We start from the raw sequence: 19,344 nt of genomic DNA on the forward strand, positions 1-19,344 counted from the left end.
ACATGATGCCGAAACGGCGTCAGGTCGCCACGGCCTTGCCGTTCACCGGCTTCTCCTCAGCCGAGGCCTGCGGCCTCAGCTTGAAGAGGATCAGCAGCGGCGCGGCGATGAAGATCGACGAATAGGTGCCGAACACCACGCCGAACAGCATCGCCAGCGTGAAGGAACGGATCACCTCGCCGCCGAACAGCACCAGTGCCAACAGCGCCAGCGACGTGGTGACGGAGGTCAGCGTGGTTCTGGACAGCGTCTCGTTGATGGCATTGTTCAAGAGCTGCGGCAGCGGCATTTTCTTGTATTTTCGCAGATCCTCACGAACGCGGTCATAGACCACGATGGTGTCGTTCAGCGAATAGCCGATGATAGTCAGGATTGCCGCCAGCGACGACTGGTTGAACTCCAGCCCTGACAAGACGAAGAAGCCGATCGTCATCACCACATCGTGCACCGTGGCCACGATGGCGCCGACGGCGAACTGCCATTCGAAGCGGAACCAGACATAGAGCAGGATGCCCGCCAGCGCGATCAGCATGGCGATCGTGCCCTGCTTGGCCAGCTCGCCTGAGACCGTCGGCCCGACCACCTCGACGCGGCGGAAGTCATACTGGTCCTGCAGTTCGCCCCGCACCTTGTCGATCACGGTCTGCTCGGCATTCTCGCCGGCGTCCTGCGTGCCGACACGGATCAGCACGTCGTTCGGCGCACCGAACTGTTGCACCTGGATCTCGCCGATGTTGAGCTCGGACAGCCTGCTGCGGATGTCGCCGAGATTGGCGTCGCCCTGCTTGGACTGCACCTCGATCAGCGAGCCGCCCTTGAAGTCGATGCCGTAGTTGATGCCAAGGGTCAGGAACCCGACGACCGACAGGATCGACAAGGTGCTGGAGAGAGCAAACGTCCAGCGGCGGATGCCCATGAACGGGATCTTCGTGCCCGGCGGAATGAAGGTGACCGGCGCGCGCGGCAGTTCCTTCGGCCGGGCGCGGCGCAGCCAGATCGACACCAGCATGCGGGTGAAGGTGAAGGCGGTGAAGACCGTGGTCAGAATGCCGATCGCGTAGGTGATCGCAAAGCCCTTGACCGGCCCTGTACCCAGCCAGAACAGCACCAGGGTGGCGATCAGCGAGGTGACGTTGGAATCGACGATCGTCGCCAGCGCCTTCGAGAAGCCGGTGTCGATCGCCTGGATCACCGAGCGGCCGGCTCGCCGCTCCTCGCGGATGCGCTCGTAGATCAGAACGTTGGAGTCCACCGCCATGCCGATGGTGAGCACGATACCGGCGATGCCGGGCAAGGTCAGCGTGGCGCCGAGCAGCGACAGCGCGCCGACGATCATCGCCACGTGCACGGCCAACGCGATGTTGGCGAGGAAACCGAGGAACCCATAGGCGACGAACATGAAGGCGACGACGAGGATTGAGCCGATCACGCCAGCCACCTTGCCGGCGTGGATGGAGTCCTGACCGAGGCCCGGGCCGACGGTACGCTCTTCGATGATGGTCAATTTGGCCGGCAGGGCGCCGGCGCGCAGCAAGACGGCGAGGTCGTTGGCGCTCTCGGTCGTGAAATTGCCGGAGATCTGGCCGCTGCCGCCGAGGATCGGCTCGCGGATCACCGGTGCCGAAATCACCTGGTTGTCGAGCACGATGGCGAACGGCTTGCCGACATTCTGTTGGGTCGCCTGGCCGAACCTGGTCGCCCCGCGGGAATTGAAGGTGAACGAAACCACCGGCTCATTGGTCTGTGAATTATAAGTCGGCGTCGCATTCGACAGGTCTTCGCCCGAGACGATAACGCGGTTCTCGACGAGGTAAGGAACCGGAGGATCGTCCTGCGAATAAAGGACCGAGTCGCCAGCCGGCGGGCGATTCTTCATCGCGTCCTGGACCGGCACTGACGTGTCGACCATCTGGAACGTCAGCTTGGCGGTCTGACCGATGATGTCCTTGAGCCTTTGCGGGTTCTGGAGCCCGGGCACCTGGACCAGGATGCGGTCGTCGCCCTGCCGCTGCACGATCGGCTCGGTCGTGCCTAGCGCGTTGACGCGTCGCTCCACCACCTCGATCGCCTGCGAGAGCGCGGTCGAGGTGCGATATTTGATGCCCGCATCCGTGACGGTGAACTTCAACAGCCCAGGGTCGGAATCGTCCAGCGCCATCGACTGCACGGAGCCTCCGGCAAACAGACCGGCTGCGACCGGGTTGGTTATCGGCTTCAGCGCTGTCTTGGCGGCTTCGACCTGGCTCGAATCGTTGATGCGCACCTGCACGGTCCGGCCTGTCCCGCCAAGGCCGGTATATTGGATCTTGGCATCGCGCAGCAGCGTCCTGATCTCGTCGCGCGTCGTCTGCAGCTGATCCTTGATCAGGTCGTTCTGATCCATCTGCAGCAGGATGTGCGAGCCGCCCTGAAGATCGAGGCCGAGCGTCATCTGCCGCTTCGGCACCCAGCTCGGCAATTGCGCCAGCGTGCTCGCCGGGAAGAGATTGGGCGCGGCGAGGATCACTGTGATGGCCACGGCGAGCCAGATCAGGATCATCTTCAGGCGCGAGAAATAGAGCATTCGTTTTATCCGTTCAGGCGTACAAGCGGCAGCGTTCCGCCATCGAGGTTAGGATTACTTCTTGGCGTTCTGGTTCGCCACCGGCTCGCCCTTGACGCGCACATCCGAAATCGTGGAGCGCAGCGCCGTCACCTTGGTTCCGCCGCCGAGGTCGATCTCCAGCTCGTTGTCGTCGATCACCTTGGTCACCTTGCCGACGAAGCCGCCGCCGGTCACCACCGTGTCGCCGCGGCGCACCGCCGACAGCATTTCCTGGCGCTTCTTCAGCTGCGCGCGCTGCGGCCGGATGATCAGAAAATACATGATTACGAAAATCAGGACAAACGGCAAAATCGAGATCAACATGTCTGGCGAGGCGCCGACGCCCTGGGCGTATGCCGGTGTAACGAACATCAAGAAACTCCTGGATGGTGAAATACCGCCGGGGCGGCCCCGCGAAAATTTGGCCGGAATATAGTCGGTAAACTTGCCAATGCAACTGCGCTGCGAGCCCGATCCGTTGCTTTTCCAGCCGTTTGCGGCGTGCTAGAGCGTCGCAGCGGAAGCGGCTTCGAGGCCACCGAAAAGATCATGCTCCAACAAAAGCTTGGGCCTGGTTCTTGCAGCGATGTCATGGAAGCCGCTCCCACACGCTGAAATACCTCGACAAAAAAGACCTGACATGACCGACAGCATTGACGCATTGAACAAGAAACTCGACCGCCTGATCGAGGCAGTCGCTCGCCTTGCCCCGCCGCCCGTGCCGCAGACCGACCTCGGTGTTGCCGACTGTTTCGTGTGGCAGGCGGACCCTGGCTTTCTGGAACCGGTCCGCAAGGTCAACCGCGTCGACATCGGCCTGATCCGCGGCGTTGACCGCGTGCGCGACATCCTGCTCGACAACACCGAGCGTTTCGCGTCCGGCTATGCGGCCAACAACGTGCTTTTGTGGGGCGCGCGCGGCATGGGCAAATCGTCCCTTGTCAAGGCCGTGCATGCCACCGTCAACGCCTCCGACAAGCTCGACCGGCCGCTGAAGCTGATCGAAATCCACCGCGAGGACATCGACACGCTGCCCAAGCTGATGGGTCTTCTGAAGGCGGCTCCCTGGCGCTTCATCCTGTTTTGCGATGACCTTTCCTTCGACCACGACGACACCTCGTACAAGTCGCTAAAGGCGGCGCTCGAAGGCGGCGTCGAGGGCCGGCCCAGCAACGTCATCTTCTACGCCACGTCCAACCGGCGGCATCTGTTGCCGCGCGACATGATCGACAATGAGCGCTCCACCGCCATCAACCCTTCGGAAGCGGTCGAGGAAAAGGTCTCGCTTTCTGACCGTTTCGGCCTGTGGCTCGGTTTCCACAAATGCTCGCAGGACGAATACCTCGACATGATCGACGGCTATGTCCGCTACCACGATCTGGCGATCGACCCCGAGCAGTTGCGCGCCGAGGCGCTGGAATGGGCAACCACGCGCGGCAGCCGTTCCGGCCGTGTCGCCTGGCAGTTCACGCAGGACCTCGCCGGGAGGCTCGGCAAGCCGCTGAAGGATTGAAGCGTCAACGTCACTTGCGCGAGATCATCCGTCGCAGGTCGCGCGGCGTCTGGCCAGTCTCGCGGCGCATCCAATGCGCCAGATGCGACTGATGCGCGAAGCCCGTCAATGCTGCAACCTCGCTCGTGCTTAGATCGCCTTGCTTGAGCAGAACGCGCGCCCTTTCCACGCGGCGTCGCAGCACGTAGCGATGCAGGGTGACGCCCGTCGCCACCTTGAACCATGTCCGCAAGTGCGAGCTGCTCGCGCCGGCAACCCGGCTCAGCCGGTCAATCGAAAGCGGCTCGTGGAGAGCGGTCTCTATGTGTTCCAGAACCCGCTTGAGCTGCGCATCCGACAACCGGTTCGTTTGAACAATGCCTGGGCCATCGAGACCGAGCAGCCTCACCGCAAGGGCGGCGCCGATGCTGTCGGCAAACAAAGAGCCGCTCGGCGCGCCGGCATTGAGGTCGCTCTGCAGCGCTCGGGCGAGATATTCGATGCGCTGGTCACGAAGCAAATGGCGCGTGTCGAGCCGCCACGCTCGCGCCCTGCCGCCCAGTTCCGCGGCGACCCTTTCCATCAAAGCCGGCTGCAAGATGATCTCAATTGTCTCGAACGGGGTTTCGGCGTCGAAGCCGCCCTCCTCGCCAGCCGGCACCAGGTCGATATCGCCGGCGCGCCTGACGAAATATCGCCCAACCTGGTTGCAATAGGAGCGCGTTGCCGCACTTGCATGCACCATGATGCGATGATGTGGCGCCCGGGACAGGCGATGGACGCCTGCTTCGACATGCCGGGAGACCATTGCTACGTCGGACGAGGATCGGGCCGGCTCGAATTGCGAAGGCATGCTCTCTCGATTCATGGCAAAACCTGTCCAAGATTTGGCAATTCCCGCGCGATTTTCAACGCCGTGAACTCGTACTCACGCCTCTCCATCAAGCTTGGAAGAGAGGTTGCCATGAGTTTCTATGTTGTTGTCGGCGCGGGCCCGGTTGGGCGCGAGACGGCTCGCCGTCTTGGCGAAGAAGGACACGACGTCGTTCTCACAAGCCGAAGCGTCGGTTCGAACGCGTTGCCGAATGTGCGGACGATACGGGCTGACGCCACGGACGCCGCGGAGCTGTCACGCCTCTGCCGAGGCGCCGATGCCATTTTGATGTGCGCCATGGCCACATATCATCGGTGGCCGACCGACTTTTTCCCCATAATCGACGGCACCGTGCGCGCGGCGGAAGCGGTCGGCGCGAAGCTCATCGTGCTCGGCAACCTCTATGGTTATGGGGAAAATGCCGACCGCCCGCTTCGCTCCGACATGTCTTTAGACCCGACTTCGAAGAAGGGAACCGCCAGGACCATTATGTGGCAGCGGGCGGTCCGCGCCAATGTGCCGGCGATCGAAGTGCGGTCCAGCGACTATCTCGGACATGGCGCGATCAGCTACTTCTCCCTGGTCGCGCTGCCCTCCATTATCGAAGGGAAGCCCACGGCCTTCATTGGAGACCTCGACGCAACTCATGCCTGGGCCTTCACCAAGGACGTCGCGAGCACGCTAGTCGCGGTCTCTCGCTACACGGGTGAATGGGGACGGGCGTTTCACGTTCCTTCGCAATACGCGTCGCCCCGCGAGCTCATCCGGAAAACCGCGGCAATGCTCGGACAAGAGATTCCGGAAACACGCTCCTATTCCATCCCCGAGATGAAAGCCCTTGGCATGCATGAGCTCATCGAGATGCGATACCTGTTCGAGAGCCCCTTGCTGGTCGATAGCTCCGACGCGGAGACACTTCTTGGCGTGAAGGCCAGCAGCCTTGAGGAGATGATTGCCGATACGCTGCGTGATCATCTCTGAACCGTGCGGGGAAGGCATCTTGCACGAATCTGAAAAAGCCCGCTCCTTGCGGAGCGGGCTGAAGACGGCGGGCCGGACTGGAGGTCAGGCGGCCCGCAAACGGTTCTTGTTCTATTCGAGATAGCCGCTCGGATCGACCGGGGCCGAGTTCTTGCGCACTTCGAAGTGCAGCTTGGGCGAGTCGGTGGTGCCGCTCATGCCGGACAGCGCGATCTCCTGGCCGCGCTTGACCTTCTGGCCGCGCTGCACCTCGATCGAGCTTGCATGGCCGTAGACGGTGACCAGGCCGTTCTCGTGCCGCACCAGCACGGTGTTGCCGAACTCCTTGAGGCCGTCGCCGGCATAGATGACGACGCCGTTCTCGGCTGCCTTGATCGGCGTTCCTTCCGGCACCGCTATGTCGACGCCGTCCTTGCCGGAGCCGAAGCCCGAGATGACCCGGCCGCGCACCGGCCAGCGCATCTTGCCGATCCCGGTCGCGTCGGGCGCCACCGCATCGTCGTCCTCGGCCTGCTGGATGACCTTGGCATCCTTCTTAGGCGGCGTATAGGAGGCGAGCGTCTCGGTGGTCTTGGCCGCCGGCGGCGTCGTTGCCGTCGTCACCGGATCGACCGCCGGCTTGGTGGCCGCGGGCTTTGCCGCGGCAACCGCGACCGTTCCGCCGGCCGGAACCTTGAGCGTCTGGCCGATTTTGAGCAGGCCGTCCTGCATGCCGTTGGCCTTCTTCAGCGCCACGACGCCGACGCCGGTCTTCCTGGCGATCGAGGACAGCGAGTCGCCCTGCTGCACCGTGTAGGAGCCGCCGGCGCCGGCCGGCTTGGCCTCGGCCATCTGCGACGCTGGCTTGGGGTTCTTCGAGCCGCTGGCCGCGGCCGACGTGTCGACCTGAGCGGCCGACTTGCCGTCCTTGATTTTCGGCTGCTGCGGCAGCACCGCGACCTTCTCCGGTGCGCCGGCAGGCTGCTTCGGCGTATTCACCGGCTTGCCCTCGGCAACCTTCGGCTCCGCCTTGCTGGAATAGGCATAGGCGGGAATGACGATCTTCTGGCCGCTGCGGATGCCCTTCTTCGGATCGATCCCGTTGACCTTGGCGATAGCATCGGCAGGCACGTGATAGTGCTGCGCGAGGCCCGAAAGCGTCTCGCCGTTCCTGACCACGATTTCGGTCGCATGTGGGGCAGCACTGGCGTTGCGCACGGCGTCGGGCTCGGCCGCCTTGAACGGCTTGGCCGGCGCGACGGTGTTGGTGGTCGTTCTGTCGACATGCGGCGCGGGAGCAAGCGCGGGAGCCGGAGCAAGTGCCGGGGCTGACGCTGTGCGCATCGGCCTGGCCGGCGCGGCGGCAGGCTGCGAGGGCGGCGGCAGCTGCTGCGCCGTGACCGGCTCGAGGCTCGAGCGGCTCACCGACTGGGTGTGGGTGCCGTCGACCGGCGCCGGAGCGACCGTGTCGCCCGGATAGGGCTGGTCGACATTCTGCTTGTTGATGATGGCGCGCTGATTGTTGGTGGATGACGTGAAGACGTCGTCGACACCGTTGAAGCGCATCGACTGGGAACTGCACCCGGCCGCCGCGCCGGCAATCATCAGGACAGCGCAACCGCGCGCCAGATTACGTCTGTTTGCCTTCAAGTGATTGAATTGCATCGCACTAACCCGCACAGACCCGGTACAAACTGGTCACGATTAAAGCGCGTTAATGTTACTGGGCGGTTAACCCATTAGAATCCGACGAAAATTTTCTTAAAACATTGGCGGGAATTTTGGCGAGGGCTGTGAGGCCCTTAAATCACCATCGCGACGCTGCGCAGGATCGGCTGCAGCCTGACCATGCCGATGTCCTCGCGCTCGAAGCGGCTGCCGACCTTGGTGAGCTTGGCCAGCACCTGCTCGCCCTCTTCCGGGCCGATCGGCGCGATGACGATGCCGCCGCTCGACAGTTGGTCGAGCAGGAAGCGCGGCAGGCTGTCGAAGGCGGCCCAGGCGACGATACGGTCGAACGGTCCTTCATTGGGCAGGCCGTTTGACCCGTCGGCCTGGCGGGCGATGACGTTGCTGATGGCGAGCGCCTCGAAACGCTGCTTGGCCTGCTCGGCCAGGGTCTTGTAGCGATCGACGGTGATGACGCGCGCCGCAAGCCGCGACATGACAGCGGCCGTGTAGCCCGAACCGGTGCCGATCTCGAGCACGCGGTTGCCCGGCTCGATGTGGAGCGCGGCGATCACCGCCGCCTGCAGATCGGCGCCCTCGATCGCCTCGCCGCATTCGATCGGCAGCATGCCGTCCGACCAGGCGACCGCATGGAACTGCGCCGACAGGAAACCGCGCCGCGGCGTCGCCTCGAAGGCGGCGACCAGCGCCTTCGGCGCCGCGCCCCTGCCCCGCAGCCTGAGCAGGAAAGCGGCAAAACCTTCGCGGTCGTCGAGGCCCGTATTCATGCCAAAACCTATTTTATGACAGCGCCTTGGTCAGTTGGTCGCGGAGTTCATGGGCGGTGAGGTCGAGTTGCAGCGGCGTCACCGACACCAGCCGGTTGCGCAGCGCATGGAGATCCGTGCCCTTCTTGCCTTCGACCGGCTCGCGGCCGAAGCGCAGCCAGTAATAAGGCAGGCCGCGCCCGTCGCGCCGCTCGTCGACCCAAAGGCTGTGCACCAGCTTGCCCTGCGCGGTGACGACGGTGCCCTCCACCTCGTCCGGCGCGCAGTTCGGGAAATTGACGTTGAGCAGCACGCCTTCCGGCAGCGGCGTCTCCACCAGTCGCTTGAGCAACGCCGGCGCCAGCGCCTCGGTCGTCTCGTAAGGCACGACGCGATCCTCGCCGACATAGGAATAGGCCTGGCTCACCGCGATCGAGCGGACGCCGAGCAGCGCGCCTTCCATGGCGCCTGCAACGGTGCCCGAATAGGTGACGTCGTCGGCGATGTTGGCGCCGGAATTGACGCCGGACAGGATCAGATCCGGCGGTCCGGGCAGGATTTTTTTCGTGCCCATGATGACGCAGTCGGTCGGCGTGCCGCGCACGGCGTAGTGCTTTTCGCCGATCTTACGCAGCCTGAGCGGCTCCGAGATCGACAGCGAATGCGCATAGCCGGACTGGTCCTGCTCCGGCGCAACCACCCAGACGTCGTCCGACAGCGTGCGGGCGATGCGTTCGAGCGACGCCAGCCCTTCGGCGTGTATGCCGTCGTCATTGGTCAGGAGAATGCGCATCAAGTCACTTCGCTTCGATCTTCGCGAGACCACCCATGTAAGGCCTCAGCACTTCAGGAATGGTTACGCTGCCATCCTCATTCTGGTAGTTTTCGATGACGGCTATAAGAGCGCGGCCGACCGCGGTGCCCGAACCGTTGAGCGTGTGAACGAAGCGATTGCCCTTGCCGTCCTTGTCCTTGTAGCGGGCATCCATGCGCCTGGCCTGGAAATCGCCGCAGACCGAGCAGGACGAGATTTCGCGATAGGCGTTCTGCCCCGGCAGCCAGACCTCGATGTCGTAGGTCTTGCGCGCGCCGAAACCCATGTCGCCGGTGCAGAGCGTGACGGTACGGAACGGCAGGCCGAGCCGCTTCAGCACTTCCTCGGCGCATTCAGTCATGCGCTCATGCTCGGCGAGCGAGCTTTCCTGGTCGGTGATCGAGACCAGCTCCACCTTGTAGAACTGGTGCTGGCGCAGCATGCCGCGCGTGTCGCGGCCGGCCGAGCCGGCTTCCGAGCGGAAGCATGGAGTCAGCGCCGTGTAGCGCAGCGGCAGCTTTTCATGCGCGGTGATCTCTTCTCGCACGAGATTGGTGAGCGGCACTTCCGCCGTCGGAATGAGGCCAAGCCGACTGTCGCCATGCGGCGTGAAGAACAGGTCGAGCTCGAATTTCGGCAGCTGATTGGTGCCGAACAATACCTCGTCGCGCACCATCAGCGGCGGGATGATCTCTTCATAACCGTGCTCTGTCGTGTGCAGGTCGATCATGAACTGGCCGAGCGCCCGCTCCATGCGCGCCAGCTGGCTCTTCAGCACCGTGAAGCGCGAGCCGGACAATTTCGCCGCCCGCTCGAAATCCATCATGCCGAGCGCTTCGCCGATCTCGAAATGCTCCTTCACCCAGTTCGGGCGCGTCGGCACCTCGCCGACGATACGCTTGACGACATTATCGTGCTCGTCCTTACCGACCGGCACGTCGTCAAGCGGCACATTGGGCAGAACCGCCAGCGCATCGTCCAGCGCCTTGTCGAGCTCGCGCTCGCGCGCCTCGCCATTCTGGATGAACGCCTTGATCTCGCTGACCTCGCCCTTGAGCTTGTCGGCGAGCGCTGAATCGCCTGAACGCATGGCGTTGCCGATCTCCTTCGAAGCGGCATTGCGGCGTTCTTGCTTGACCTGCAGCTCGCTGAGATGTGAGCGCCGCGCTTCGTCTTTCGCGACCAGGTCGTCGACCGTGGACTGCGCTTCGCCCGCCGGCCACGAGCGCTTCACCAGCGCTTCCACAAGGGCCTTGGGGTTGTCGCGAATCCATTTGATGTCAAGCATGGTCGATCCTCAAAAGTAAGGATCGAGGGGGTAAACCGCATCCGCCATCGATGCAAGACGGCGGTTAGGCGCATCGCCGCGATTCCCGACCTGGGGTGCGTCCAGTTTCCCCAGCACAGGGATTTTGACCGGTCGGCTATGTTTGCGTTGGCAGGCGGCATGGCTTTGAGATTGGCCGAAACGCCCATCGTGATCGTCATTCTAGGGCGGAGCAGGAGCGAAGCTCCGTCGCGAAGACCCTAGAATCCATGCCGTTACCTTCGCCGAGGCGTGCAACGGACCAAAATTCTGCACCGCGGCGGCGCTTCCAAGTCACGGCATGGATTCTATGGTCTGCGCCGCGTCGCTTCGCTCCTTGCTTCGCCATTAGAATGACGACGTTGGGGCAGCTTCAACCAATCCCGGCGTTTGGGCTGATTTCACGGACATGAACGGAGAATCCTGCACCAAGACAAACGGCAGCCTTCAAAATCCCTGTGTCGGGCGACTTACGCCGACGGCGCATCCGGCGTGTTGCTGGCGGCAGAGCTCCCCGCCTCCGCCTGCTCGCGCGCCAGGCGGTCGCGCGCCTGGCTGCGCTCGATCATGCGCGAGGACCAGATGGCGACCTCGTAGAGAATGATGGTCGGGATGGCGAGGCCGCACTGGCTCATCGGATCGGGCGGCGTCAGCACGGCCGCAACGACGAAGGAAAGGACGATCGCCCATTTGCGCTTCTCGGCAAGCGCCTGCGACGACAATATGCCGACGCGCGTCAAAAGGCTGGTCACCACCGGCAGCTGGAATACCAGGCCGAAGGAGAAGATCAGCGTCATGATCAGGCTGAGATATTCCGACACCTTCGGCAGCAGCGAGATCTGCACCTGGTCGTTGGTGCCGGTCTGCTGCATGGCCAGGAAAAACCACATGACCATCGGGGTGAAGAAGAAATAGACCAGCGAGGCGCCCATCACGAACAGGATGGGCGATGCGATCAGGAACGGCAGGAAGGCGCTGCGCTCGTTCTTGTAGAGGCCGGGCGCGATGAACTTGTAGATCTGCGTGGCGATCAGTGGGAAGGCGATCACCATGCCGCCGAACATGGCGAGCTTCACCTGGGTGAAGAAGAACTCCTGCGGCGCGGTATAGATCAGCTCGACCTTATGCGGGTCGAGCCCTGCCCACTGCGTCGCCCATTTGAAGGGGACGACCAGAAGGTTGAACAGGCGCTTGGCGAAGAAGAAGCAGATGAGAAAGGCGACGAAGAAGCCGCCCAGCGACCAGATCAGGCGGCGGCGCAGCTCGATGAGATGCTCGATCAGCGGCGCTGACGATTTCTCGATTTCTTCCTTTTCCTTGTCCGAAACGCTCACTTGGTCCCGCCCGTCATCTTCTTGCCGTCGGTTGCCTTGTTCGCGGCCAGCTTCTTCGCCGCGGCAGGCTTTGCCTCAGTCTTGGGCGCTACCTTCCTGGCGGGCGCGGCGGCTTTAGCCGCAGCCGGCGAGGATTTGGCCGGCGCTTTCGCTGCCGGCGCCTTTGATGCCGCTGCCGTCTTCGCCGCTGCCCCGGCGGTCCTTGCCTTGGCGGTCACCGCCTTTTTCGCCGGCTTGGCCGGCACGGCGGTGTCCGAACCCGGTGTGGTGACGGACGCGTCGGTCATGGCCGGGAAGGTTGGAGCGGCAGAGGCAGCCTCGGGTCCACCGACGCCGGGCAGGTCCGTCGCACCGTTCTTGAGCGGCTCGGCGGCCTGCGGCGTTTCCGCTGCCGGCGCCGCCGGATCGGCCGCCGGCTTGGGCTTCATCATCGTATCGACCCCGGCGCGCACGTCTGCCGCGGCCTGCTCGAACGGATTGAGCTGCTTGCGCACCTCGTTCATCGGATTGAGGCCGCGAAGACTATCGATCGAGCTCTTCACATCGTCGAGCTCGGCTTCCTTCAGCGCTTCGTTGAACTGCTTCTGGAAGTCGCCGGCCATGGCGCGCAATTTCGCCGCGGTGCGGCCGAAGGTGCGCAGCATGTTGGGCAAATCCTTGGGCCCGACGACCACGATCATGACGACCGCAATCACCAGCAGTTCGCTCCAACCGACTTCGAACATGACAATCTATTCCGACGGGTGCCTGCCGCCCAAAAATGCGAAGCGGTTTTGGGACAACGGCATGCTCAAAGCAACAACCAAGATCAGCTCTTGCTGACCTTTTCCTTGGCCGGCGAAACAGTCTCGTCAGCGCGATGTTCGACGGTACGCTTGTCGTCGGCGTCGTCGTCGGCCATGCCCTTCTTGAAGCTCTTGATGCCCTTGGCCATGTCGCCCATCAGTTCCGGGATCTTGCCGCGGCCGAACACCAGAAGCACGATGACCAGCACGATCATCCAGTGCCAAATCGAAAATGAACCCATAACAATCTCTCTCGAATGGTTTCCCTCGGCGATGATCTATGCGTTTTCGCTCAGGGATTCAAACACAACCGCTACGAAGTTGATAAAATGGCTAGCGGATGTCACGCACTTTCGGCGTGAGCGGCTTGCTACGAATCCGCGCAGCCTCTGCTAATAGACCATTCGCGGCGATTTGATGATCACTCGTCGGTGACGCGCGGCGTCAGCAGCCCGAGCTCCTCGAGGTCGATATCGGTCAGCGCATCCTCGTCTTCGGCGAGCGCGTCCGGATCGGCCGGCGGAACCGGCATCGAGAAATTCGCCGGCATGCGCGTCGAGAGCAGGCCAGCGCCCTTCAGCTCTTCCATGCCGGGCAGATCGCGGATCTCCTCCAGCGCGAAATGATCGAGGAAAGCGTCCGTGGTGCCGTAGGTCACCGGCCGCCCGGGCGTGCGGCGGCGCCCGCGCATCCTCACCCACTCCGTTTCCAGCAGCGTGTCGAGCGTGCCCTTCGACGTTTCGACCCCCCTGATGTCCTCGATCTCGGCGCGCGTCACCGGCTGGTGATAGGCGATGATCGCCAGCACTTCTAGCGCCGCGCGCGAGAGCTTCCTTTGCTGCACGGAGTCCCGGCTCATTAGGAAAGCCAGGTCGCCGGCGGTGCGGAAGGCCCAGGCATCGCCGACCCGTACCAGGTTGACGCCGCGCTTGGCATAGATTTCCTGCAGATCCGACATTGCGGCGGCAATGTTGACGCCTTCCGGCAGGCGCGCGGCAAGCTGCTTCTCGCTGACCGGCTCGGCACTGGCGAATATGATCGCCTCGGCCATGCGCACGGCTTCCGACAATTGCAGCCGCTCGGCGGGGTTTTCGATGGAACCCTGCTCGGCCATCTCGTCTTCCGGTTCGTCCTCGACCTTGAACGGGATGACCGAAGCGTTGGCGCGTTCGCTCATGATACCACCTCGACTGCCCTTACCCCTTCTGCGCGGCCGCGCAGATAGATCGGCGCGAACACCTGGTCCTGCCGCACTTCCAATTTGCCCTCGCGCACCATTTCGAGCGTCGCCGCGAAGGAACTGGCCATCGCCGTGCGCTTCTCTTCCGGCGCCGCCAGATATTCGATCAGGAAGCTGTCGAGCGTCGTCCAGTCGCCGACCGAGCCGATCAGCCGCGCCAGCACCTCGCGTGCATCCTTGAGCGACCACACGGCGCGCCGGGCGATCGTCACATTGTTGATCGCCTGCCGCTGGCGCTGCTGCGCATAGGCGGTGAGCAGATCGTAGAGCGAAGCCGAAAAGCTGTTGCGCTTCTCGACAATGACCATTTCCGGCATGCCGCGCGCAAAGACGTCACGGCCAAGGCGGTTGCGGTTCACCAGCCGCGCCGAGGCGTCGCGCATGGCTTCAAGGCGCTTCAGCCGGAATTGCAGCACGGCCGCCAGTTCCTCGCCGCTTTCGCCCTCTTCGCCCGGCTGTTTCGGGATCAAGAGCTTCGACTTCAGGAAAGCGAGCCACGCCGCCATCACCAGATAGTCGGCGGCAAGCTCTAACCTCAGCGCCCGCACTTTTTCGACGAAGGCCAGATATTGCTCCGCGAGCGCCAGTATAGAAATGCGCGCCAGATCGACCTTCTGGTTGCGGGCAAGATGCAAAAGAAGATCGAGCGGGCCTTCGAAACCCGCCACGTCGACGACCAGCGACGGGTCGCCGGTCAGGCGTGAATCGTCGTTCTCGGCCCACAGGCGGTCCATCGGTGGGGCCTTCGCGGCCTTGCCTTCCAATGTCTCCGCCACTTGCCTTTCGTCCCTTCGGTTCAGGCCACCGCTTCGAAATAGGTGGCGAATTCTGCGCGTATGGCCGTTTCATCGGCGACGTCGCGATCCTTTATATAGGTCAGCGCCCGCTCGGCGCGCTGCAAAGACTTGCCTGACAGCGCCGTCGTGCGCGACGCGATCCCCGACATCTCCTCGAAAACGCCGTTGCAGTGAAGGACGAGATCGCAGCCGGCCGCAAGGATCGAGGCCGCCTTTGTCGGGAAATCCCCAGAAAGTGCCTTCATCGACGTGTCGTCGCTCATCAGCAGCCCGTCGAAGCCGATCTCGCCGCGGATCACCTGATCGACGACCTTGGCGGACGTCGTCGCCGGATTGTCGGGGTCGACCGCGCTGTAGACGACATGCGCCGTCATCGCCATCGGCAGCTCGTTCAACGCCTTGAACGGGGCGAAATCATGCCGTCTGAGTTCATCGAGGGGCGTATCGACGGTCGGCAGCGCGAAATGCGTGTCGGCAACGGCGCGGCCGTGGCCGGGAATATGCTTCATCACCGGCAGCACGCCCCCCGACATCAGCCCCTCGGCCGAGGCCCGGCCAAGCTCGATCGCGGCGTTGGGCTCCTTGCCATAGGCGCGCGCGCCGATGACGTCGCTGGCGCCTTCGACAGGCACATCGAGCACCGGCAGGCAGTCGGCGGTGATGCCGAGGCGCGAGAGATCGAAGGCATGCAGCCGCGCCATCAGCCAGGCGGCGCGGCGGCCGGCCTCGCGATCATCACGCCACAGCGCGCCAAGCGCGCCCCCGGCCGGGTAGTTCGGCGCCAGCGGCGGGCGTAGGCGCTGCACCCGGCCGCCCTCCTGGTCGATAAAGACCGGAGCGTCCGGGCGACCGACGCAGTCGCGCATCGAGGCGACGAGGTCGCGGATCTGCCCGGCCTCGCCGATGTTGCGCGCAAACAGGATGAAGCCCCAGGGACGTTCGTCCCGATAGAAATGGATTTCGTCCTCTGTGAGGGATTTCCCGGCGCAGCCGAGGATCATGGATTTTGATTCGCTCATGCCGGAAGTTTAAGGCTTTGAGCGAGCAAAGGGAATCACCCCGGCCCTCGGACCAGCCAAAGCCCGCAACCGTCCACAACGAAAAGCCGGCGCGGCCTCGCGGCGGCGCCGGCTTTGATAGGCTTGATCTAATCAGCGCGATACGAAGCAGTTGCCGCCGGCCGCCTTGTAGCTGGTGCAAAGGCTGATCGCATCGTTGCGCGACTGGGCCGCAACGCGGACGCGGTAGAAGGTGCCCTTGCCCGCGACCTCGGCCTTGACGATGTTGGCCGTGCGACCGGACAACACGCCGCCATAGCGGCGCTGCAGGTCCTGATAAGTCGACTGCGCGCTTTCGACCGTCGGCTGCGAGGCGATCTGCATCGCCCACGAGCCGCCGCCGGCGGCCACCGCTGGATCGATCGAAGCGACTTGGTCCGGCTTGACCTCGCCGACGATATCGACCGGCTGGTCGGACGGACGCGCCGGCGCCACCGGCACCACTGCCGGCGTGTTGGCCGACTGCGCCTTGGCTTCAGTCTTCTTCGCGGGTTTCACCGGCTTGACGGCGGGCGCATCGGCCTGGTCCGTACCGGCCTGGCCTGCGTCGGAACCCACGGTTCCCGTCGGCTGGCCGTCGGAGGTCGGCGCGACATGTTGCGGCGCCGGATCGCTCGGTTCGGCCGCGGCGACCTTCGGCGCAGCGGCTGGAGCCGGGTCCTCGCGCGGCACCAGCGAGCCGTCGGGTTTCACCATCATCGTCTTCACCTTGCGCGGCGCGACGGCGACGACATCGTTGTTGGCGGTGTTCTCGGCATCCTGCTGCAGCACCTGGGCGATGCGGTCTTCCGACTTCGGCGCCGGTGCCGCCGGCTGCGCGCTTGCCGGCGCGGCAGGTTGCGCGCTTGCGGGCACAGCCGCTTGCGCGACACCGGGCAACGCTGTGCCTGGATCGCTGGCGGCGTCAGTGCCGGCCGCGGCGCCATTATCGTTGGGCGAAAGCTCGACCACGCGGCTCTGCGGCGGTTCCTTCGATGCCAGATCCACGGGCTGCTCGGTGGTGTTCACCAGCTTCTGCTGCACCGGCTCGGCCGGCTTGGCCGGCTTGGCCGCGCCGCCGCCCTTGGCGACCGCGTCGTAAACCTTGTTGTCCTGGTTCGGCACCACCGTGCCGCCGGGATTCTCGGGCTTCACCTTGATCGGCGAATTGTCGGCCTTGACGATCACCGGGGCCGCGCCGCCGCCTTTGCCGCCGAAGGAGAAGGCCAGCGCGCCAAGGCCGCCGAAAACCACCACTGCACCGACGAGCGCCGCGATCATCACGCCGCGCCGGCGCGGCTGCGCCGCCTCGCGCTCGGCGAGCCCGGGGATCGCCATCGCTTCTTCGAGCTCGGGATCATAGTCGAGCTCATCGGCGGCGAAATCGTCCGCCTGCGAAACCGGCCGGCTGCCGGGCAAATCGTCGGCGTCGTAACCGTTCGCGACGGCAGACGCAGCCGGGGCCAATGGAGCCGCCGGAGCCTCGGCACGCAAGTCGCGACGATCATAGCCATTGAAGCCGGCATTGTAGGATTCGTCGTCATAGCCACGGCTCTGTGTCGGCGCCGACGCGATCTCCGTCGCGTTCATGTCGGTGAGCAGGTTGGCGAATTCCGCATCGAGATCGTCATATGCGGGTGCGGCCGGCTGGTCCTCTTCGAAGCTGAGCTCCGGAATGTCGAGGTCGTCCGCGAGCGCGACCACGCGCTCCGGCACGTCGACCGTCTCGACGTCGGGCATGTCATCATGCTCGCGGGCTTGCGGCACGGGCGTCTGGGCCGGCTTGGCGTAGGCGGAATAATCCGTAGCCGGTTCGCTGCGGTAGGCCGGCGCCGCCACCTGCGCTGGCGCTGAAGGCACGGCCATCTGCACCGGCGTCGAGGCTGCCGGCTGCGAAAACGAAACCTGCACCGGCGGCGCGGCGGTCGGGGTCGAACGGCTCCACGACTTGGCGGGTTCCGTCGGCGTCGAATGCAGCCAATCGGAAGAATTTGCCTTCGCCCGGGCGGCCTCCTGCTCGGCCTCGATACTGCGGGCAAAAGCGGCGCCGAAAGCGTCGTCGTCAAAATCGACCGCGGGCTCTGCCTTGGCCGAGGTTGCAAAATCCTGGTGATCGAGCTCGCTGGCGAGCAGGTCGTCGAAGTCGCTTTCAACCGGCTGGCCGCCCTCGCCGCTCTGCGACGGCTGCTGCTCGTCGAGATTCCAGTCGAGATCGTCGGTCTCGGCCTTCTCGCTTTCGTAGCTCGCAGGTTGCGCAACCAGCCGCGGCGCGGGAGCAGGCTCCCTGATAGCCGGCATCGGCCGCGCAGTCATGGCGCCAAGCAGCGCATTGAGCTCGTCTTCCAGGCTGCGCTCGCTGGCGGCCGGCTTCACGGGTTCAACGGCGGCGCTCGGCGGAACCGGAGCGGCGACGACGGGAGCCGCCTCGGCGACCGTCGGCTGCAACGCGGCAACGGGCTCGACGGCCGGAGCTTGCGGCTCCTCGTTCAACGCATCGCGAAAGCTCAGCTCGAAATCGTCATCGAGGGTCAGCGCGGCGGCAGGTTCGGGCGCCGCGAGCTCCGGCTCGGCGGCAAAGTGAGCCGTCTCGGCCGGCGCCTCGACCGTCGGCGCAGGCTCGTCGTCAAGCGACGGCTCAGGCTCTTGAAGATCCTGACCCTGGCCGAGATCCATATCCTGGCCGAGATTGATATCGACATCGGTCATCGCCTGATCGAAATGACCGGCAAAATCATCCTCGGAAATCAGCGGGGCGGCTGCATGAGCTTCGACCGGCTCGGCGGCCTGCGCATGCTGCTCCGGCTCGTGGCTCTCAAACGACAGCTCGTCTTCGAGCGACATCTGGACCGCGTTGTCGAAATCGGCGTCGAACGCCGCCTCGCTTGCGGCCTGCATGGCCTCGACGGCGTCCTGACGCGCGTCGGCCGGCTCTTGATCGTCGAGGTTGGCGAGTTCTTGATCGTCGAGGTTGGCAGGCTCGTGATGGTCGAGCTGGAAATCCTGGTCCAGCGAAGCCGCCATTTCCCGGTCGATCGCAAGATCATCTTCGACCGGCGAGGCATCGAGCGAACTGGCGACGGCCTTGTCGAAATCGTCGTCGAAAGCGACTTCCGGCTCGGAAGGTTCTTGTGGCTCAGGCGCGAAATGCGGCTCAGATGCAAAATGCGTCTCTGGCGCGACTTCCGGTTCGGGCGCCACCTGCGGCTGCGGCGCAAAATCCGGCTCCGGCGCACGGGCCACGGCGAAGTCGGCATAATCCGCCGCGTCGTCGAACACGAAATCCTGCTCGAAGGAGGCGGTAAGCTCGTCGTCATTCGCGGCGGCGGCAGCCTCGAAGGCCGGCTCTTTGCTGATCTGATGCAGTGCAGCCTGCTGAGCGACCGGCGCGCTTTCCTCGACGGAATCGAACTCGCCCATCAACTCCTTCTCAAGGTCGATGTCGAAATCGTCAGCCTCCACGGTCTGATTGGCCTTTTCGGCCGCGGGGGCCGGCTGCCTCACCGGCTGGCGCGGATCGAAACCCATGATCCGGGTCAGTTCAGCGAACGGATCATCGTCGGCGATGTCGTTGTGGTCGGCTACTTTCAGCGGGGTTCTGTCTGCCATTATTGTTCCCGAACTCGCACACAGTCGGACGCCATGGACGTCGCGCAGGGTTGGCCCTTACCAGCGCAATGTGGGCAAAA

The 19,344-nt window shown here is 64.2% G+C and carries 16 protein-coding genes; 2 read left to right on the forward strand and 14 right to left on the reverse strand.

The window, feature by feature from the left end; genetic code table 11:
• Positions 1 to 19: 19 nt before the first annotated feature.
• On the reverse strand, positions 20 to 2,563 hold the full coding sequence (gene secDF, locus FJ425_RS09625; RefSeq protein ID WP_140722960.1) for a protein translocase subunit SecDF: 2,544 nt from the start codon (positions 2,561 to 2,563) through the stop codon (positions 20 to 22).
• 54 nt (positions 2,564 to 2,617) lie between these two features.
• Positions 2,618 to 2,956: a preprotein translocase subunit YajC gene (gene yajC, locus FJ425_RS09630; RefSeq protein WP_095765024.1), complete on the reverse strand. Its 339-nt coding sequence runs from the start codon at positions 2,954 to 2,956 to the stop codon at positions 2,618 to 2,620.
• 268 nt (positions 2,957 to 3,224) lie between these two features.
• Here yajC and FJ425_RS09635 point away from each other — a divergent pair, with 268 nt between their 5' ends.
• Complete coding sequence (locus tag FJ425_RS09635) at positions 3,225 to 4,097, forward strand: ATP-binding protein (protein ID WP_140543702.1); 873 nt, start codon at positions 3,225 to 3,227, stop codon at positions 4,095 to 4,097.
• Between the two features lie 10 nt (positions 4,098 to 4,107).
• Here the strand turns inward: FJ425_RS09635 and FJ425_RS09640 are convergent, their stop codons facing one another.
• Positions 4,108 to 4,929 carry an AraC family transcriptional regulator gene (locus tag FJ425_RS09640; RefSeq protein WP_140722963.1) on the reverse strand — a complete coding sequence of 274 codons (822 nt, stop codon included), beginning with the start codon at positions 4,927 to 4,929 and terminating at the stop codon, positions 4,108 to 4,110.
• Positions 4,930 to 5,040: 111 nt separating this feature from the next.
• Between FJ425_RS09640 and FJ425_RS09645 the strand changes: the two genes are divergently transcribed.
• Positions 5,041 to 5,931 carry an NAD-dependent epimerase/dehydratase family protein gene (locus tag FJ425_RS09645; RefSeq protein WP_140722966.1) on the forward strand — a complete coding sequence of 297 codons (891 nt, stop codon included), beginning with the start codon at positions 5,041 to 5,043 and terminating at the stop codon, positions 5,929 to 5,931.
• A 111-nt stretch (positions 5,932 to 6,042) separates the two neighbouring features.
• Here FJ425_RS09645 and FJ425_RS09650 read toward each other — a convergent pair whose 3' ends face one another.
• From FJ425_RS09650 to FJ425_RS09700, 11 genes are all read right to left on the reverse strand, one after another.
• Positions 6,043 to 7,575 (reverse strand): peptidoglycan DD-metalloendopeptidase family protein, encoded by a 1,533-nt coding sequence (locus FJ425_RS09650; RefSeq protein WP_140722969.1) that lies wholly within the window; start codon positions 7,573 to 7,575, stop codon positions 6,043 to 6,045.
• 137 nt (positions 7,576 to 7,712) lie between these two features.
• Positions 7,713 to 8,366, reverse strand: a complete 654-nt coding sequence (locus FJ425_RS09655) for a protein-L-isoaspartate(D-aspartate) O-methyltransferase (RefSeq protein ID WP_140722971.1) — start codon at positions 8,364 to 8,366, stop codon at positions 7,713 to 7,715.
• A gap of 13 nt (positions 8,367 to 8,379) precedes the next feature.
• Positions 8,380 to 9,138 carry a 5'/3'-nucleotidase SurE gene (gene surE, locus FJ425_RS09660; protein WP_140627262.1) on the reverse strand — a complete coding sequence of 253 codons (759 nt, stop codon included), beginning with the start codon at positions 9,136 to 9,138 and terminating at the stop codon, positions 8,380 to 8,382.
• Positions 9,139 to 9,142: 4 nt separating this feature from the next.
• Complete coding sequence (gene serS / locus FJ425_RS09665; protein WP_140543692.1) at positions 9,143 to 10,447, reverse strand: serine--tRNA ligase; 1,305 nt, start codon at positions 10,445 to 10,447, stop codon at positions 9,143 to 9,145.
• A 488-nt stretch (positions 10,448 to 10,935) separates the two neighbouring features.
• Positions 10,936 to 11,799, reverse strand: a complete 864-nt coding sequence (tatC, locus tag FJ425_RS09670; protein ID WP_140722974.1) for a twin-arginine translocase subunit TatC — start codon at positions 11,797 to 11,799, stop codon at positions 10,936 to 10,938.
• Positions 11,796 to 12,524 carry a Sec-independent protein translocase protein TatB gene (tatB, locus tag FJ425_RS09675; protein WP_140722977.1) on the reverse strand — a complete coding sequence of 243 codons (729 nt, stop codon included), beginning with the start codon at positions 12,522 to 12,524 and terminating at the stop codon, positions 11,796 to 11,798. Before tatB ends, tatC begins: the two co-directional genes overlap by 4 nt.
• Before the next feature lie 83 nt (positions 12,525 to 12,607).
• Positions 12,608 to 12,826 (reverse strand): twin-arginine translocase TatA/TatE family subunit, encoded by a 219-nt coding sequence (locus FJ425_RS09680; protein WP_027167260.1) that lies wholly within the window; start codon positions 12,824 to 12,826, stop codon positions 12,608 to 12,610.
• Positions 12,827 to 13,005: 179 nt separating this feature from the next.
• Complete coding sequence (gene scpB, locus FJ425_RS09685; protein ID WP_140722980.1) at positions 13,006 to 13,761, reverse strand: SMC-Scp complex subunit ScpB; 756 nt, start codon at positions 13,759 to 13,761, stop codon at positions 13,006 to 13,008.
• A complete protein-coding gene (locus FJ425_RS09690; RefSeq protein WP_140546603.1) occupies positions 13,758 to 14,558 on the reverse strand; it encodes a ScpA family protein in 801 nt (266 codons plus the stop codon). The genes scpB and FJ425_RS09690 overlap by 4 nt, the downstream gene beginning before the upstream one ends.
• 62 nt (positions 14,559 to 14,620) lie before the next feature.
• Positions 14,621 to 15,640 (reverse strand): beta-N-acetylhexosaminidase, encoded by a 1,020-nt coding sequence (nagZ, locus tag FJ425_RS09695; protein WP_140722983.1) that lies wholly within the window; start codon positions 15,638 to 15,640, stop codon positions 14,621 to 14,623.
• Positions 15,641 to 15,772: 132 nt separating this feature from the next.
• A complete protein-coding gene (locus FJ425_RS09700) occupies positions 15,773 to 19,264 on the reverse strand; it encodes an SPOR domain-containing protein (protein WP_140722986.1) in 3,492 nt (1,163 codons plus the stop codon).
• Between the last annotated feature and the right edge of the window lie 80 nt (positions 19,265 to 19,344).

Origin of the sequence: Mesorhizobium sp. B2-7-2 (genome assembly GCF_006440775.1) — a bacterium.
Classification (GTDB): Bacteria; Pseudomonadota; Alphaproteobacteria; order Rhizobiales; family Rhizobiaceae; genus Mesorhizobium.

What these genes read in the sequence shown, in the direction of transcription:
- secDF (WP_140722960.1), bottom strand. Translation starts at nt 2,563, where the DNA reads ATGCTCTATTTCTCGCGCCTGAAGATGATCCTGATCTGGCTCGCCGTG.
- yajC (WP_095765024.1), bottom strand. Translation starts at nt 2,956, where the DNA reads ATGTTCGTTACACCGGCATACGCCCAGGGCGTCGGCGCCTCGCCAGAC.
- FJ425_RS09635 (WP_140543702.1), top strand. Translation starts at nt 3,225, where the DNA reads ATGACCGACAGCATTGACGCATTGAACAAGAAACTCGACCGCCTGATC.
- FJ425_RS09640 (WP_140722963.1), bottom strand. Translation starts at nt 4,929, where the DNA reads ATGCCTTCGCAATTCGAGCCGGCCCGATCCTCGTCCGACGTAGCAATG.
- FJ425_RS09645 (WP_140722966.1), top strand. Translation starts at nt 5,041, where the DNA reads ATGAGTTTCTATGTTGTTGTCGGCGCGGGCCCGGTTGGGCGCGAGACG.
- FJ425_RS09650 (WP_140722969.1), bottom strand. Translation starts at nt 7,575, where the DNA reads ATGCAATTCAATCACTTGAAGGCAAACAGACGTAATCTGGCGCGCGGT.
- FJ425_RS09655 (WP_140722971.1), bottom strand. Translation starts at nt 8,366, where the DNA reads ATGAATACGGGCCTCGACGACCGCGAAGGTTTTGCCGCTTTCCTGCTC.
- surE (WP_140627262.1), bottom strand. Translation starts at nt 9,138, where the DNA reads ATGCGCATTCTCCTGACCAATGACGACGGCATACACGCCGAAGGGCTG.
- serS (WP_140543692.1), bottom strand. Translation starts at nt 10,447, where the DNA reads ATGCTTGACATCAAATGGATTCGCGACAACCCCAAGGCCCTTGTGGAA.
- tatB (WP_140722977.1), bottom strand. Translation starts at nt 12,524, where the DNA reads ATGTTCGAAGTCGGTTGGAGCGAACTGCTGGTGATTGCGGTCGTCATG.
- FJ425_RS09680 (WP_027167260.1), bottom strand. Translation starts at nt 12,826, where the DNA reads ATGGGTTCATTTTCGATTTGGCACTGGATGATCGTGCTGGTCATCGTG.
- scpB (WP_140722980.1), bottom strand. Translation starts at nt 13,761, where the DNA reads ATGAGCGAACGCGCCAACGCTTCGGTCATCCCGTTCAAGGTCGAGGAC.
- FJ425_RS09690 (WP_140546603.1), bottom strand. Translation starts at nt 14,558, where the DNA reads ATGGACCGCCTGTGGGCCGAGAACGACGATTCACGCCTGACCGGCGAC.
- nagZ (WP_140722983.1), bottom strand. Translation starts at nt 15,640, where the DNA reads ATGAGCGAATCAAAATCCATGATCCTCGGCTGCGCCGGGAAATCCCTC.
- FJ425_RS09700 (WP_140722986.1), bottom strand. Translation starts at nt 19,264, where the DNA reads ATGGCAGACAGAACCCCGCTGAAAGTAGCCGACCACAACGACATCGCC.